Source organism: Neobacillus sp. NPDC093127 (assembly GCF_044754175.1).
In the GTDB taxonomy this organism is placed as follows: domain Bacteria; phylum Bacillota; class Bacilli; order Bacillales; family Cytobacillaceae; genus Neobacillus.
In genome coordinates, this window is sequence record NZ_JBIVOP010000014.1 from 142051 (window position 1) to 156189 (window position 14139).

Annotated in this window: 24 protein-coding genes; 3 read left to right on the forward strand and 21 right to left on the reverse strand. The window is 41.2% G+C overall.

The window, feature by feature from the left end:
* Window positions 1-2 precede the first annotated feature (2 nt).
* From ACIQCO_RS19130 to ACIQCO_RS19225, 20 genes are all read right to left on the reverse strand, one after another.
* Window positions 3-914, reverse strand: a complete 912-nt coding sequence (locus ACIQCO_RS19130; RefSeq protein WP_400431120.1) for an FAD-dependent thymidylate synthase — start codon at window positions 912-914, stop codon at window positions 3-5.
* Window positions 915-916: 2 nt separating this feature from the next.
* Entirely contained in the window at window positions 917-1117 is a 201-nt protein-coding gene (locus tag ACIQCO_RS19135; protein WP_400431123.1) for a sporulation protein Cse60, read from the reverse strand.
* A 14-nt stretch (window positions 1118-1131) separates the two neighbouring features.
* A complete protein-coding gene (locus ACIQCO_RS19140) occupies window positions 1132-2823 on the reverse strand; it encodes a DEAD/DEAH box helicase (protein ID WP_400431126.1) in 1692 nt (563 codons plus the stop codon).
* Window positions 2805-3323 carry a hypothetical protein gene (locus ACIQCO_RS19145; protein WP_400431129.1) on the reverse strand — a complete coding sequence of 173 codons (519 nt, stop codon included), beginning with the start codon at window positions 3321-3323 and terminating at the stop codon, window positions 2805-2807. The genes ACIQCO_RS19140 and ACIQCO_RS19145 overlap by 19 nt, the downstream gene beginning before the upstream one ends.
* Window positions 3262-3438 carry a hypothetical protein gene (locus tag ACIQCO_RS19150; RefSeq protein WP_400431132.1) on the reverse strand — a complete coding sequence of 59 codons (177 nt, stop codon included), beginning with the start codon at window positions 3436-3438 and terminating at the stop codon, window positions 3262-3264. The genes ACIQCO_RS19145 and ACIQCO_RS19150 overlap by 62 nt, the downstream gene beginning before the upstream one ends.
* Before the next feature lie 10 nt (window positions 3439-3448).
* Complete coding sequence (locus ACIQCO_RS19155) at window positions 3449-4009, reverse strand: hypothetical protein (protein ID WP_400431135.1); 561 nt, start codon at window positions 4007-4009, stop codon at window positions 3449-3451.
* Window positions 3993-4280 carry a hypothetical protein gene (locus tag ACIQCO_RS19160; RefSeq protein WP_400431138.1) on the reverse strand — a complete coding sequence of 96 codons (288 nt, stop codon included), beginning with the start codon at window positions 4278-4280 and terminating at the stop codon, window positions 3993-3995. Before ACIQCO_RS19160 ends, ACIQCO_RS19155 begins: the two co-directional genes overlap by 17 nt.
* Before the next feature lie 24 nt (window positions 4281-4304).
* Entirely contained in the window at window positions 4305-4760 is a 456-nt protein-coding gene (locus ACIQCO_RS19165) for a hypothetical protein (RefSeq protein ID WP_400431141.1), read from the reverse strand.
* A gap of 11 nt (window positions 4761-4771) precedes the next feature.
* On the reverse strand, window positions 4772-5398 hold the full coding sequence (locus ACIQCO_RS19170) for a hypothetical protein (protein ID WP_400431144.1): 627 nt from the start codon (window positions 5396-5398) through the stop codon (window positions 4772-4774).
* Window positions 5399-5593, reverse strand: coding sequence for a hypothetical protein (locus tag ACIQCO_RS19175; RefSeq protein ID WP_400431147.1), 195 nt, complete (start codon window positions 5591-5593; stop codon window positions 5399-5401). It lies immediately after the preceding gene.
* A 13-nt stretch (window positions 5594-5606) separates the two neighbouring features.
* Window positions 5607-6587, reverse strand: a complete 981-nt coding sequence (locus tag ACIQCO_RS19180; RefSeq protein WP_400431150.1) for a metallophosphoesterase family protein — start codon at window positions 6585-6587, stop codon at window positions 5607-5609.
* Window position 6588: 1 nt separating this feature from the next.
* A complete protein-coding gene (locus ACIQCO_RS19185) occupies window positions 6589-6981 on the reverse strand; it encodes a hypothetical protein (protein ID WP_400431153.1) in 393 nt (130 codons plus the stop codon).
* A gap of 21 nt (window positions 6982-7002) precedes the next feature.
* A complete protein-coding gene (locus ACIQCO_RS19190; protein WP_400431156.1) occupies window positions 7003-7638 on the reverse strand; it encodes a chromosome partitioning protein ParA in 636 nt (211 codons plus the stop codon).
* A complete protein-coding gene (locus ACIQCO_RS19195) occupies window positions 7592-7837 on the reverse strand; it encodes a hypothetical protein (RefSeq protein WP_400431159.1) in 246 nt (81 codons plus the stop codon). The genes ACIQCO_RS19190 and ACIQCO_RS19195 overlap by 47 nt, the downstream gene beginning before the upstream one ends.
* 4 nt (window positions 7838-7841) lie before the next feature.
* Entirely contained in the window at window positions 7842-8075 is a 234-nt protein-coding gene (locus ACIQCO_RS19200) for a hypothetical protein (RefSeq protein ID WP_400431162.1), read from the reverse strand.
* Complete coding sequence (locus ACIQCO_RS19205; RefSeq protein ID WP_400431165.1) at window positions 8075-8614, reverse strand: hypothetical protein; 540 nt, start codon at window positions 8612-8614, stop codon at window positions 8075-8077. Before ACIQCO_RS19205 ends, ACIQCO_RS19200 begins: the two co-directional genes overlap by 1 nt.
* On the reverse strand, window positions 8614-10173 hold the full coding sequence (locus ACIQCO_RS19210) for an AAA family ATPase (RefSeq protein ID WP_400431168.1): 1560 nt from the start codon (window positions 10171-10173) through the stop codon (window positions 8614-8616). Before ACIQCO_RS19210 ends, ACIQCO_RS19205 begins: the two co-directional genes overlap by 1 nt.
* A 187-nt stretch (window positions 10174-10360) precedes the next feature.
* On the reverse strand, window positions 10361-10540 hold the full coding sequence (locus tag ACIQCO_RS19215; RefSeq protein WP_400431170.1) for a hypothetical protein: 180 nt from the start codon (window positions 10538-10540) through the stop codon (window positions 10361-10363).
* A 22-nt stretch (window positions 10541-10562) separates the two neighbouring features.
* Window positions 10563-10709 (reverse strand): hypothetical protein, encoded by a 147-nt coding sequence (locus ACIQCO_RS19220; protein ID WP_400431173.1) that lies wholly within the window; start codon window positions 10707-10709, stop codon window positions 10563-10565.
* A 23-nt stretch (window positions 10710-10732) separates the two neighbouring features.
* Window positions 10733-10969 (reverse strand): helix-turn-helix domain-containing protein, encoded by a 237-nt coding sequence (locus ACIQCO_RS19225; RefSeq protein WP_400431176.1) that lies wholly within the window; start codon window positions 10967-10969, stop codon window positions 10733-10735.
* Window positions 10970-11123: 154 nt separating this feature from the next.
* On the opposite strand from ACIQCO_RS19225, the gene lexA reads away from it, so the two are divergent.
* Entirely contained in the window at window positions 11124-12089 is a 966-nt protein-coding gene (gene lexA / locus ACIQCO_RS19230; RefSeq protein ID WP_400431179.1) for a transcriptional repressor LexA, read from the forward strand.
* A gap of 6 nt (window positions 12090-12095) precedes the next feature.
* On the opposite strand, the gene ACIQCO_RS19235 is transcribed toward lexA, so the two are convergent.
* Window positions 12096-12248, reverse strand: coding sequence for a hypothetical protein (locus ACIQCO_RS19235; RefSeq protein ID WP_400431182.1), 153 nt, complete (start codon window positions 12246-12248; stop codon window positions 12096-12098).
* A gap of 49 nt (window positions 12249-12297) precedes the next feature.
* Between ACIQCO_RS19235 and ACIQCO_RS19240 the strand changes: the two genes are divergently transcribed.
* Both ACIQCO_RS19240 and ACIQCO_RS19245 read left to right on the forward strand, forming a co-directional pair.
* Entirely contained in the window at window positions 12298-12531 is a 234-nt protein-coding gene (locus ACIQCO_RS19240) for a helix-turn-helix transcriptional regulator (protein ID WP_400431185.1), read from the forward strand.
* Window positions 12532-12672: 141 nt separating this feature from the next.
* Window positions 12673-14118, forward strand: coding sequence for a recombinase family protein (locus ACIQCO_RS19245; RefSeq protein WP_400431188.1), 1446 nt, complete (start codon window positions 12673-12675; stop codon window positions 14116-14118).
* Window positions 14119-14139: the final 21 nt, after the last annotated feature.

Below are 14139 nucleotides of genomic sequence, written 5' to 3' on the forward strand. Positions count from 1 at the left end.
AGTCAAGAATGACCGAGCACAGGTTTTATTTGTTGGTACTGTTCACTAGTAATAGTCCGAACCTTATTGACATGCTCCCAGTGGCCGCTATCCGTAAAAACCTTACGGAAATACGAACCAAATACCGGCACTAACAATTCAATCTGATCCGCTAGCTGCTCCATTCCCAGCTTCAGCTCCGGATTCGCTTTCGTCAGCTTCGACCGCATGCTGTACACGTACCGGAGGTTGAAGAAATCGATTTTCCATAGGGCATTCGAAGCAATACCTAGCGGCATCAATCCACGCTGCACGTCCTTTGCTAAACCGTTTTTCGCTGGCACCTGCGCGAATTTTTCTAAGACATAACCGAAAGGGGTAAGAATGAATTTTGTCTCGTTGTGGCCCATAAAAACTTCTGCAGGTAAATGATTTTCTAAGACTCCAAGTCTTTTCATAACCTCGTAGATTGGGATTACCTTATCCTGGTACCATTCAGAGAGTTTCACATTATCAATTTCCGCTAGTCTAGTAGAAAAACGAGTAATCCGATTATTGAAGGCAATAGCATGTGCATCCAGGTCATCCTGCGCGCCTCTATGCAATCCTTCTGTAAAGAAACTGATATCGATGTATTTCATTAAGGTATGATGCTTGTCTTCCATGGCTGCTTTAAAGGTTAATTGTAGAAGTCTCTCAAATTCAGCAACATCAGTTTCATAGTCACCCGTTAACTTACCAGGCGCACCGCCTAAGATTTCCATCTTCGCACTGTACTCTTCTTCGCTAGCAATGAAACCTTGCTGATCCGTTACGGCATACACTAGTCGCTGAATGTCTAAGGCGTTACCCCAGCTGTAATACTTCCCTTTTGACATCCTTAGACTCATTATTGCCTCTTCATAACCAGAGACTTTAAATAGTTTAAATTCCATGATTACCGTCCCCCTGAGACTTCTTCAGCTGTTTTATAGATAATCATGGCATTGTGCTCTGTTTTCGGAACCTTCAAGCCTGGAATCGAAACCGTGCTGTATTTAATGTCAATCAATTCCCCGCTTATTTCCTCAAAGAATCCATTCACCAGCTTTTCTAGTATTGCTGGGTGATTTGCGTTTACAACCGAAACTCGTGGCATGTTTTAACCTCCTCTTAAAGTGGTAAATCAAACATTGTACCTGAACCAAGGAAGTCTAAAATTTCATCTCTTTCAGTCCTTGGCTTTTTCGGTACCTTAATTCCTAAACGGGTATAAACTTTACGTCGGCTGTAGTACTGGTCTTTAAAAACTCCAACGTTGTAGTCAATGTAGTCATACCAGACAGCTTTTTTATTTTGGTTTTTTGGGTCAGGACGCATGATCCGTCCGATTTCCTGCTCTACTGCAGAACCGCTTGCATCCCCTTTTCGGTCCCCGCGTTTTGGCATCGCCATATGGCCCACTGTTAAATGCGGCATATCCAGTCCTTCGCGGGCTAACTGGGTAGCGAAAAGGATATCGATTTCTTTTCGGTCACATGCTGCTAAAATGTCTTTTCGTTGCTGACTAGATACTTGCCATCTCTTCATTTCTTCTTCGGTATACTGCTCTACCCTTACTTGCAGACGATTTAGGCGCTTATTCCAGCGGTAATTGTCATCGTTAACCGGAGCGAGATTGGTATTGTCTGTTACACGCCATGTATACCGGCTAATACCTCCATGAACTACAGCGGTTCTTAACGGCTTCGCGCCTGGGAACCGAGCTGCGAACATCCTTTTAACCAATTCTTCTAAAACGAAGCAATACCTAACCGATTCTGTGATGACAATCGCCGGTCCTAAAGGTGCTGCTTCTAAAATGTTTTCTGCGATTAACTTTGCCCGCTTTTCATCACCAATCAAATGCTTTATTAAATCAGAATAGTCGAGGTCATCTCCTCCGGCATCGACACTGTCGAGCGCATTTCGATTGGATGCCGTTTCATAATTAAATTCTGTATAAACGAATTTCAGTTCCGGTTTAATCAGTTCTCTATTGTCGTAAAGCGTATCCCGTTCTACACGGTGGAGCTGGGGGCCAATTCCTCGGTAGAGATAACACTGCAGCCCATCTTTTCGCTCAGGGGTCGCTGTCAGCCCAATCATCTTCGCCGCCCTAAACTTTCCAGCTGTTTCGACAAATTGCACGGCCGGAAAGTGATGCGCCTCATCGATGATAATGGCACCGATAAAGTCATTCATGGCATCTACGAGGTGTGGGTTAGCGTTTAATGTTTGAACGGTTGCAATTATCAGCTTACCGTCTCCCCAGTCGTGCTTACCGTCTCCAAAGAATCCAATTCTCCCTACTCCTTTTAGGGTTGCTTCTGCTTTTTTGGCTGTCTGATACATTAAATCTTTTGTATGCGTAAGCCACAGCGTCGGCCTGCCATAATCATGGATAAACTTCATTCCCATGATCGTTTTCCCACTACCTGCAGGAGCAATACCGACGCCGCTCTCGTTTAGAAGTGCCTTCACCATAGGCTGCTGGTAATCACGCATGATAAAGTCTTCGTTCCACGGTCCAAAGTCTACTTGGTGACCTTCTTGTTCTCTTGAAACGATAACTTTCGACGGCTCAATCCCAGCTTTTTTAAGTATGTCTTCAAGTTCTTTCCGAAAACCTCGGGGCGTAACGATATCCCCTTTGTCATAAACAAACAGTTCTAACTTCGATTCGATTCCCCAGGTACGTCGCCTTTTCCTTTTCGCTTCGACGTATGCGGGATTGTCATATGTTAAGGCCTTTGTAATGGTCGATCGTAACGGGGTCGATGCTCCGCGGATCCGGATGTTATTCGTTATAAATATTTGTAGCAAGTAGCCAACCCCCTTAAGTCGTATGTTTTATCTGAGTAAGATAAACGTGGCAGCTCAATCGCTAGTATCTTTTTAGCTTCTAATTCTTCTAGTGTGAGATATTGCCGGCTGTGTTTATGGAAGAACATTAGAGCATGGTGTAAACGGAAAGCGTAGGCTTTATCCAAGTGCTTTTTTGGATTATGAAAGCTTACTAGAACGAGTCCATAGTTCCGCTTAATCACCTGGTCAAAATCGATTAATCCCCTAATCTGATTCGGACGCAGGAAGCTTAAGTTAAACCGCTCCCCAGCTGTCCTTTTTAATTCAGATAGGATATTGACTTCCTCGCAAAGAACCAGGCGGTCAGCGGGTCTCGTACCCCCCCCGCCATCCTTTATGTGGATATGCCAGACGTTTGGAACATGTGGCCAGCTGTTTCGGATTTCTTCCTGGAAATCATCCCCGCGCTGTTGCCGCTCTCTTTGCTTGTTTCTTAATGTTTGTTGCTTTGGGTCCATTGGAACCTCCTTTTGCATGTAACAGATTATTAATGTATTTCTTTACTTCGTCCGCAGCTAATGAATTAACCATATGATCATCAATGATTCTGAAAATCTCACGTTTCCTTGACATGTTCTTTCACCTAACTTAAGAAATTAAGTAGGTTTCCTTGAACATGCGCTTTCGCTTTTACGAGATCAGCACCTTCTTTTGCCGTTTGGTACTTATCCTTTGCCTGCATAATCTTTACGTCGAGTTCAGCAAGTTGTGATTCGATTTGTGAAAGCTGGAGGCGTTCCTCTTTGGAATACGTTCGTGCATATGCCTTGCGTGTTTCTTCGTTCGAAAGAGCAACCTTTTCCCCGTCGATTATGACGTACTGGCTACGCGCCTCCCCACGGATCTGCATGAATGCTTCTGACTCTCTAAGCTGAACGGATGTCTCCAGCTGTGTTTTTTGTTTTAACAAACTACCACGTTCCCCGTAAGCCGCGTCTACTTCTTGGCCGGCCTTTACTACATCTGAAATAGCTGCGTCTACTGCTTGAATGGTGAAAGCAACTTTATCAGGCTGTGCTAGGCTGTCATAACCTGCAGGTAGTTTTTTGATGCTCGCGCTTAGTAATTGCTCAGCTGCGGCTACAACAGACTCCTTGCCGAAATGCCCTACTAAAATTGTTAGTTGATCAGTTAGATTGGTCATTTTTTGAAGCCTCCTTTTGGATTGTCAAAAATTCTATTGTTACTGATTTATGACTCCTGGTTACTTGGTCAATGGAGAATGTATCCGTTTCTATTGCACGGTCTTCTACATAAACAACATCTAACGAAAGTGGAGTAGAACCGGTAATAATAGCACTATACTTTTTTGCATATCTTCCATAATTGGTTCTTTCATCTGTAATAAAAACCGCTTTTCCCGGTGTTAACGAATCCGTATTAAACTGAGGTTTGTTTTGAGTAATTTCTGGCATTTTCCTAATCCTCCTTTTTGTTCCTTAGGCGTTATGGTTAATCTCAGCGATAGGCATACTGTTCAGCTCGCTATAAATTTTTGAAATGTCATAAAGATGAATCTTCCCATTAGCTGTATCGTCTGTGTAGTTGATGACTAACTCTTTGTCGTGAATCTCTTCTGGGTAAACACGGCAACCTTTAAGTTTAGAAAATGCCTTTAAATAAACCGTATAGTTAATGACAATATCTCCGATACGTACAGGAACAACCGCAGAAGAATACTTTTCTTTAGCTATCTCTAAGGCACCGAGCTTTTCACCAAGCTCATTCGGATAGGCGTTTTCTTTCCGTTTTTCTTCCTTGGCAGCCTTTTTCTCAGTTTCCTTCCAGAACTTTATTTGACTCTTAACGCTTTTAATTTCATCGGCTTTCCACTTAGCTATTTGCTTCATTTCCGCTTTTACTTTTTCGATACTTCCTTCAACGATTGCGAGCACTTACAGCCCTCCTAACTGTGTTTTCTGATTGGTAGAATCAAAACTAATAAGTTTTCATCCTCATTTGTTAATGTGAATGGCCTCATAGATCCGTAGAATCTTATCGTGATAGTTTCGCAGCCTGCAGCTTTTAATAGTTTTACAGCATCCGGTACATAGACCGCATTGGAGCAGATGGGCTCTTCAAAGCGTAACGGGTAAAATGAGTAGCTAATTTTCACCGCAAAATTGGTATAACCAATGGCGTCTTCTATAAAATCAAGGGCCGGAGGCTTGTACTCAGCTTTCGTACCCTCGACCATGCTTTTCTGTGCTATTCCACCGACGGCTGCAATCATATCCGCGGCACGAAAGAGCTCGTTCAACTCGATTTCAAGTGACTGCTTAGCGTACAAAGGATCCGGGATTAGCCTGGAAACATCAGGATAGTTTCCATCTACTATTTTTCCTCTTGGTGTGATCACGGCTCCATCATCCCGAGAGTGGAGTTCTTTTGCTACATAAAGTCTGTGACTATCCGTACAGATTAAATCACCGTTTTCTTTGTGCTTCACGCCGCTGAGCATTGGGCGTACACCAGCTGAAGGGCTTTTACAAACTTTTTCCGCGTGTTTCATAAATGTTTCATAAGTAAGCATCTACTTCACTCCTCGTTTTATATCCCAAGAAGGTTGATTCGCTTTTCCTCTACGCCCAGCTTCACTGGGGTCCACCTTAGGTGTGTTAATTGCCATTTCAACGTCCATACCCCTTCGGGTGCGATAATGTAGCATATTTAAGGTAACCCCATTCTCAGCTGCACGATCAATTTGCTCCGGTGTGAATTTACCCACTCGATTCACCTCTCTATAACCTTAAAGATTCTTTCGCTTGTGCGATTTTGTCTAAGGCTTTACGAACCACATCAGGTCGGTAATTTTCCTTATCGGCAATCGCTTCGATAATCGCGTTAATATCCACCAGGACCTTTTCGCCGTTCGTAGCCTTTATTAAGGTTGCGAATTCCTCCATAGCGTATTGCCGCTCGTTCTGTGCCTCGATAGCGCTGCGGTCTAGTATTTGCTCTCCAGGCTTTGCACTTTGCAGTGGGATAAGCTCCAGGTCGAAGTCCGTTTTACTCTTTACGTCGATAAGTAGGACTTCTACCTTTCTATTTATCTCCTGCTGGGAAGCGGACAGTCTACAAATCGCTCCGCAGTTAACAAATGTCTTACCATCTGAACGTTTATAGATTCCGTAACCGGTATGATCGTGACCAGTCAAAACTAAATCAGCTGCAGTATCCACGTCCCCGATGTACGTATAGCGGTCAAATGGCGGTGTGTGGTCCAATAGCATTCCATGAGCGACGTGAATTTTTAATCTGTCGTCATAGTTTCGTACATATTCGGGGCTGTAACCGTACCCATTCTTATCTATTTCTGCACTGTAAGGAGTAAAACTTAAAACTGCATTATCTCCGGAAATTACAGCCTTGCTAGGGTCATTAAATACGGTTAATTGTGGTACTAATTTTTCTAGTACTCTTAAGCTTGTCCTGTTGTATGTATCCAGGTTGTAACCGTATATATCGTGATTTCCAGCTGTAGTAAGAATTGGTACCGGTGATTTTTCTAGCAGTTCAGCGAATTCTAGCAGGACGCCTGTTGCGACCTCAGGAGTATGAAAGGTATCACCCGCTGTGACAATCGCATCAACCTGGCGATATTTTGCTAGGTTAAAAATTTCTAAGAGTTTTTCTTTAATAGCTTCTTTGTAATTGTCCGTACGGTTTCTTGGCGTAGTTCCTCTTAAGTGCCAATCACCGGTCCATAGCAATTTCGTCATATCAATGCACCTGACTGGCAGTATTCGCAGGAACGATTTGCCTTTTCACAATTTCCAGTGTTTCCGGATTAACATTATGGTCGTTCCATTTTTCTGTCTGCATTCCGTTTTGCCTGCATATTTCCTCGATAACAGTGTTTGTCAGTTTCGCCAAATCTCTATACTTTTTTTCGTACTTGCTGCTGACTGCCGCGGATACCAAATCTTTGCTTTTACCTAATTCGATTAAATGTTTCATTTCTACGTGAATTTGTTTCTCGAGCCGTTCCCTGGCCTCGACTAATTGCCTTACTTCATGAAGCTGATCAGGTGTCACTTTACCAACGACCGTATCAATGATCTCCATTCCTAAAGCTTCTGAGGTGATTCTTTGTACCACACACTTAATGCACATACTTTCTACTCTCCTTTCGCCTTATAAAGCTTCTACCTTGGATTTCCCGCCAATCTGCCGAACCTGTAGACTTACGTCGCCTATCTCAGCTAACACTGGGTTATGTGTGATTAAACAAATCTGACGATTAAACTTGCTGCTGAATTCCTTTAGGAAAAATGCTACATTCTGTGCGAATTCCTGGCTAACGTGTTTCCCAACCTCATCGAGGAATAACGGACCACGAATTCCACTTAATTCTCCAACAGCTAGTTTTAAAGCTAGGCTGACAACATCCGCCACACCACCGCCGCGGTCATAGTCAGGCGGCTTTAACTGTGTGGTTACTCCTTCTGACTCGAGGAAATATTCCGCTACTGGCTGATTAGCCTTTACCTCGATATTGACTATGAATCGGTAATCTTTTCCGAACACAACTGATAGAGCGCTGGTAACCACTTCTTCGATTTGTGTTTTAGCTTGCTGCCTTGCATATTCACTGGTTTGCTGGAGAAGAATCTGAACCAAATCGAAATCACGTAATTCGGATTCCGCCGCTTCCAGGCGGTTACGTGCTGCTTCTTTTTGTTGCCTTAACAAATCACGCTGTGCGATTTTAGAGATAACCTTCTCACTCGCCTGCCGAAGATCTGCTTTTACTTTCATTAGCTGGTACAAATTCTCTGCCTCCTTCTATCTCAGCCAATTGGTTAAATAGTTCTGGTAGAGATTCTTCTTCCCCGGTCTCCTTGCACACAAGATACAGACCGCCACCGCCTCCGTAAGAACCTTTCTTTTGCACCAATTCCACTTCGTTTCTTTCCAAAGTTTTGAATATAGTAACCGCTGTTTTTAAAATGTAAGGATTAACGGCCATCTTATTACACCTGAGGAATAAGCTTTTCGACTTTTTCTAAATCAGCACGAACCTGAGCTTCCAGAGTTTCGATTTCTTGCTTAATAGTTTCAGGAGTAACCCCGGCTTCCAGCATTTTTCCTTTGATTTCTTCCAGCCGTTGCTCAGCTGCAGTTTTTTGCGTTTCTGCCTGCACCTTTGCATTCTCCGCTTTACGAAGATTCATTTTTGCGATCTCAATACGATTTTTGATATCCATTATTTCTTAACCCCTTTCGGTTGATTACGTTTTAGATTAGGACTATTAGGCCCTTCATTTAGAAAAATAAGCGTTTCGTTTTCCGCTTCTTCTTTGGTCGTGAAGTATCCCAAGCTGTAGCGGTCACTTCCATGGTAAGGACGGCTTGTCCACTTCTGACTTCCTTTGTGGAAAGTGACTCCTTTAATTACTGGTTTGGGTACACTTTCTTCGACTGGCTCCTTTAGAAGAGTTACAGTGCCTTCCGTGTCTACCAACTGTATGTTTTCTTTTCGAAGATCTAAGGTGTTACCGTTTAGCCATTCCATACGGCTGCCTTTCGGTATGTCGAACAGGTGACGATGAAGGAGAACCTGGTCATTATTCTTATCGCTTCGAGCAAACTCCCGTCCTTTTGGGTCCTTATAAAGAACTAAACGCTGGATTTGTTCAGCTGCTGGCCAATCCTCTTTATCGATTAGAATCTGTTTTACGCCGACCTTACGGGTATGGATAAAGATGACTACTCCGTGATCGATATGTTCTGTTTGGTTAATCATCAGCAAGCGCCTCCAGCATGCGGCTGTTCGCATAGCGGGCAAATACCACCGGCACCTTCCCAGGCTTTGGTAAGATCTTCTTGATATGTTCTTACAGCAACGGCCGTACCGTTTAAATTAGCTTTTGTATTCTCTACAAGTAGCCACGAAATTCTATACTCATCGGCAAGTGTGTTTAGCTGTGTCAGCCTTTCATCCTTGAGCGATGCGCTGCTTAAACCAAATTCAGCATCTGTAAGACCTTCGAATCTTTCTAAAGCAGCCTGTGCTAATACTGAACGTCTAACAACGTCGTCTAATTCTTTACTAAGTGATTTAAGCCCTATCAGCCTTTCATTTCTAAGTGTCATTCCACTGAGAAGTGTTTCCGCCTCTGTTAGCCCAATAAATCTTTCTAAAGCATTACGGGCTAATTCTGAGCGTCTAGCAACGTCTTCATATTTCACATTTACTGTTTTTAAATCGTTAACAAAAGGATAGTTATGATTTTTGATTTGCCATAGACGGCTGCTAGCACTTTCCAAATCCTGTAGATGTAAAAGTATTTCGTTATTTTTATTTACGAGCTCGTCATATTTTTTGTATTCTTTGTATAAGCTAGTTAACAAAGACATCTTGTCCTGATTATCACTAATTACTTCCACGCTATCGGCTGCAACCGTTAAGCCAGAAAATACTGACATCTTAGACTGTAAAAGTGATATCATGGAATCAAGATGGTTATAGCGAGTTAAAAGGTCCAGTAGTGTTTCGAAGCGCCTCTGGGCTTTTTCTGTGCCGTTTAAAACAGCTGTTATTTCTGGAAGAACGGCTAGCTTGTCCAATTTTGCGGAAAAAATATCCTTTTGCCCTGTGTAGACGGCAAAGGATTGACGCAGCTCTTTTAAGTTTTCGCTTTTATTATGGTTTGACTCAATTTGTTGTAGTACCATTTCTGCAAGGTCAAGATGTTCTTTCGCCTCGTCGATGCCTGCGTACAGCAAGAGGTCACCGTTTATCCTCTCTACTTCCCTGTTAGCCTGGGATCTTTCATTCCGAAATGCGACTGTATCCTTATTTACTGCTTTTACAGCCATGTCTACAGCTTCAGTTCCCGCCAGCTTTCCTAGCACCTTTGCTCCGGCGCTTGCCGTTTCTGAAATGAGGAATGGCGGATCCAGCTGGAATGCGAAATTTAGCGCCGCTTCGAAATCTCCAAAAGTTTGTTTCGTTATTCCTAATACTGCTTTTACTTCCTCTGGTACTTCTGATTTTTCGAAAAGGCTACCATCATCGCCAGAATCTCGTTGGACAAGGTACGATGTTTTTCCTTTTCTTCTGCGTTTTGTAATGATTTGACCTGTGTCTAAAACAAGCCGCACTTCCGCTTCCCCTACGCTTTGATTCACGTAAGCCTCACCTGTAGGTTCATTTAACGAAACCCACCTTACTGCACGAATAATCGCTGTTTTACCAGCATCTGAAGGTCCTGTTATTACATTAAGACCTGGACAAAGATTAAACGTACTTTCTACGTGCGATTGGAAGCCCTTAATCACTACAGCTTCAATATTTGCCATAGGTTACTCCCCTCTTTCTGGTACTAAATCAAAAGCCCAAACAATTCCATGACCCAGCAACATTAATCCAGTGATTATAATCCCTGTCACTAACGCGCCCACCTATACATCACCCCCTTCAGATAGAACTATTTTCGTTTTGCAAATTTCGCAAAGATGTTAAAAAGAAGAGCCTGGTTAAGGCTTGTTAAGAATGCGTTAAATCTTGTTTCATATGGCTGACTAATTGCTCGTGCATCGCTTTTTTATATGCGAGCAACCTATATAAGCGTTTACTCCAGCGCTCATTTCTTTTTGTTGGGTGTACTGCGCCAAGCTGGACAATCTTCCTGGTGTAATACTGAATCCGAAGAACATGTTTGTTCATTTGCGAAACCTCCTTCTATTTATTAGGTTGGTTGGTTTTCAGCAGCCTTAGCCTTTCTTCTTTCAGCAATGATTCTCGGAATCGATGTTCTCATGAAAAACTTTGCCATTTCTTTCATTGTTTCCTCGCTGATCTGCGGCGGTTCGACTTCAAGTGTCCCCTTCTCCATGACTCCATCTCCCCATTAATTTTCTATTCGGCCCGATAACTTTTGCTATCACTTTCGATAAAAAAAATATCCTCGAATTGAGCACCAAGTTTTGTGTGAATATTTTTAGCAATTTTGGGACTTGGACATTTCTCATCATTGACGATTTGATTTAAATAGGGCGTTGTTATTTTTAATTCTTTTGCAAAATCCGCTTGAGAGTACCCGTTTATAATCAGCAATCTTCGAAGTTCATTTGGGTCCTTCACTTTTATTTTCACTGGCATCACCTCCTAGGTGGTTACAAAAGTTATCTGTAAATTCATATTAACTCATGTCGATAACTTTTGTAAACACTTTTTGAATAATTTTTTATAAAAAAGATAACAATTGTTAATATAATTTAGTTATAATTGAGTGCGGGAGGTGAAAATCATGTTAACGAACCCTAAAGAATTTGGATCGTATATTAAAGCCTTAAGAACAGAAAAAGGCTTATCAATCAGACAATTAAGAGATAAAACGGGGGTATCTAATGCTTATTTTTCTCACTTAGAAAACGGTAAACGCGGCATACCATCTCCGGAAATTCTGATGAAGATTCATGAGCCTCTTGGTGTTAGCTACGATGAATTGATGGAGAAAGCTGGGTATATCTCAGCGGAAACTAGGTTGGAATTGCTTCCAGAAACAATAAAAACGATGAAATCTTATAAGGATCTAATTGAGCTAGTAAATAACGCATCGGAAATGTTTATAGGTGCAATGTTCGATGATCCAAAAGAATTTAAACAGATACTGGTAAATGAGGTACAAGCAACGCATGCTGATATTAGCAGAGAAGAAATGGATGAAGTTATTAACAATCCTGAATCAATGTTCGAACATTTAACATTAGAAGAAAAAATAAGCTTTCTGAACGGGATAATTAAAGATTTTGTCCAACAGGGTATTGATCCCAGTGAAATTTTCAAAAGTAATTCAGAAAAAATTGATGACAACCGCCATCCCGTCTTGTTTGTCCCAGTGCTTGGGTACATAGCAGCTGGGCAACCCATCTTAGCGGAAGAACACATCGAGGAGTGGACAGAAATACCGAACATGTGGAACTTGAAAGAAAACGAGGCAATTGTTTTAAAGGTTAAAGGCGACTCGATGATAGGCAGCAGAATATTTGAAGGGGATAAGGTGGTAATAAAACTGCAACCTGAAGTAGAAAACGGGGAAATAGCAGTTGTAAATATTAACGGTGATGAAGCTACTTTAAAAAGAGTTAAAAAAACTGAAAATGGACAAGTCATACTTTACCCTGATAACCCGAACTACGAACCTATTTTCATCACAAATGAAAAAGCCCGAATTATCGGGAAGGTTGTTCAGGTTATGTTTGAACCAAAGTAAAGTAATTCAAGAAACGTTTTTGGCTGAATAAGTAAGAATTCTTTGTCTGCATTCGTCACAAGTTTGTTTAGCCTTTTTTTCATCCAAGATTCGCTTAAATGAGGTTTTGACAAGTAATGTTGCGATTGTTTTTTTGGTTTCTAATGTTAGTCTTTTCATTATGTGCAACCCCTAGAAATAATTTGTGAATAGAATAGGCGGTAAAAGAATGGCATACCGAATCGGGAAATGCCTTCTTTCTGAGAGACTGGACGAGCTGGAAATGACTCCAGCAGAATTAGCTAGACGACTAGATGTTCACCGGCAACAAGTGGATAAATGGATAAACGGAAAACAACGAATGTCTATGGAGTCTGCTAAAAACGTTGCATCCATTCTAGGTTTAGATCATGGAGATGAACTTTACGAATGGGTTTTAGTTAAAAACAGAAAGAAGGCATAGGAGGAAATGGTTTTATACCCTTTCCGCGATTCAGTTGTCAACCATTTAGCTTACAAATCAATCATACATCATTTAATTAGAGTTTTGTCGACAAACCTTTCGCTTTATTTCGACAAAACTTCCAAAAGGAGGAAATATATAATGGGTATTAATGTTGTTTCTGAACAGAGCTATACAATTGGAATATATATTCGGGTTTCGACTGAGGAGCAGGCAAAAGAAGGCTATTCTATCCCCGCTCAAAAAGAAAGATTAACTTCTTTTTGCGCATCCCAAGGCTGGAATAATTATAGGTTTTATATTGATGAAGGTGTGTCCGCCAAAGATATGAATCGTCCTAAGCTGCAGTTGTTATTGGACGATGTTAAGACTGGGAAAATTAATATCATACTGGTTTATCGTCTTGACCGTTTTACTCGTAAAGTTAAAGACCTACACAAAATGTTGGAGATGCTTGAAAGACACAGCTGTAGCTTTAAATCAGCAACAGAGCCCTACGATACAACAACAGCAATGGGGAAACTTTTTATAACTATTGTAGCTGCTCTTGCAGAGTGGGAAACAGATAACTTATCAGAGCGTATAAAGATGGCGTTAGAAGAAAAAGTTTCAAGTGGAGAACGTGTGGGCAATATCCCCTATCCTTTTGATTTAGATGAAAATGAAAAACTAATATCAAACAAAAAAAGAACAGCTGTTACTCTTGATATGGCTGATAAAATTGAAGCTGGAAAGTCCGCTAGTCAAGTAGCAAAATTTCTAACCAAAACGAATGATGATAAATTAGAGTGGCATCCTACTGCGGTTCTTAGAATTTTGAAGAACCCCGCGCTGTGTGGAGATACTCAGTGGCAAGGTAAAATTTTTGCCAATACTCATTTAGGGATTATAAGTAGGGAAAGATGGAATAAACTCCAACAAATTCTTGAAGATAATTCTTTACACAGAAACAGAGAAGTTGAGAGCATTTATCTATTCCAAGGAAAATTAATTTGCTCACAATGCGGAAGTATTCTTTCGGTTAACCGTTATGTAAGAAAAAGAAGTGATGGATCTGAATACCAGGGCGTTGTTTATAAATGTCAAGTTTGCTGGAAACAAGGACGGAAAATGTTAACTATTGGCGAGTATCGGTTTTTGGATGCACTATATGAGTACATGAGAAACGTGGAAATACATCATATTGAACTTCCTGAAGAAAAAGATGAAGTATCTGTTTTTAAAGAGCAATTACAACAGATCAGCAAAAGACGGGAAAAATATCAGCGAGCTTGGGCAGCTGATAAAATGACTGATAAAGAGTTCGATAAGTTGATGGATGAAACAAGAGAAATTATGGACGAATTAGAAAATAAGATTAATCAGATTCAAGTCCCAGTTCCAACCTTAGACATCGAAGAAATTAAACAGATTATATTTTATTTTAATGAAAATTTCCATAAGCTCACCGATGAGGAACGAAGAGAATTTATTTCGAGATTTATCCGAAAAATTAAATTTAAACTCATTGCACAGCCTCCTACAAGGCCGGATAAATACAAGAAGGGCAAGGATTTGGTTGTGATTACAGAAGTTTTGTTTTATTAGTCTTTATGAATCGCTACCAAC